Origin of the sequence: Streptomyces sp. SP17BM10, assembly GCF_036322405.1 — a bacterium.
In the GTDB taxonomy this organism is placed as follows: domain Bacteria; phylum Actinomycetota; class Actinomycetes; order Streptomycetales; family Streptomycetaceae; genus Kitasatospora.
The window spans coordinates 1-519 of the sequence record NZ_JAQYXB010000583.1 but is presented as its reverse complement, the minus strand read 5'-3'; the positions used below and the strand labels follow the sequence as shown (position 1 = coordinate 519).

General features: G+C 69.4%; 1 protein-coding gene. It reads right to left on the bottom strand.

Annotation, left to right across the window (positions count from 1 at the left end; translation table 11 throughout):
• Nucleotides 1-519, bottom strand: a 519-nt coding sequence (locus PUR71_RS18835) for a GTP-binding protein (RefSeq protein WP_329928195.1), incomplete at its 5' end; no start/stop codon positions are given.

Below are 519 nucleotides of genomic sequence, written 5' to 3'. Positions count from 1 at the left end.
TCACCGCAGCCGGGCGAGGAGGGCGTGTTCGACGAGGGTGATGAGGGCGCTCTTGGCGCTGTCGCGGCGGCGGGCGTCGAGGGTGATGACGGGGGTGTCGGCGCCGAGTTGGAGTGCTTCGCGGACTTCGTCGGGGGTGTGGGGCTGGTGTCCGTCGAAGCCGTTGAGGGCGACGACGAAGGGCAGTCCGCTGTTCTCGAAGTAGTCGAGGGCGGGGAAGCAGTCGGCGAGGCGGCGGGTGTCGACGAGGACGACGGCGCCGATGGCGCCGCGGACGAGGTCGTCCCACATGAACCAGAAGCGGTCCTGTCCGGGGGTGCCGAACAGGTAGAGGATGAGGTCCTCGTCGAGGGTGATGCGGCCGAAGTCCATGGCGACGGTGGTGGTCGTCTTGCCGGAGACGTGGCTGATGTCGTCGATGCCGGCGGAGGCCGAGGTCATGACGGCTTCGGTGCGCAGGGGGTTGATCTCGGAGACGGCGCCGACGAGCGTGGTCTTGCCGACACCGAAGCCGCCCGC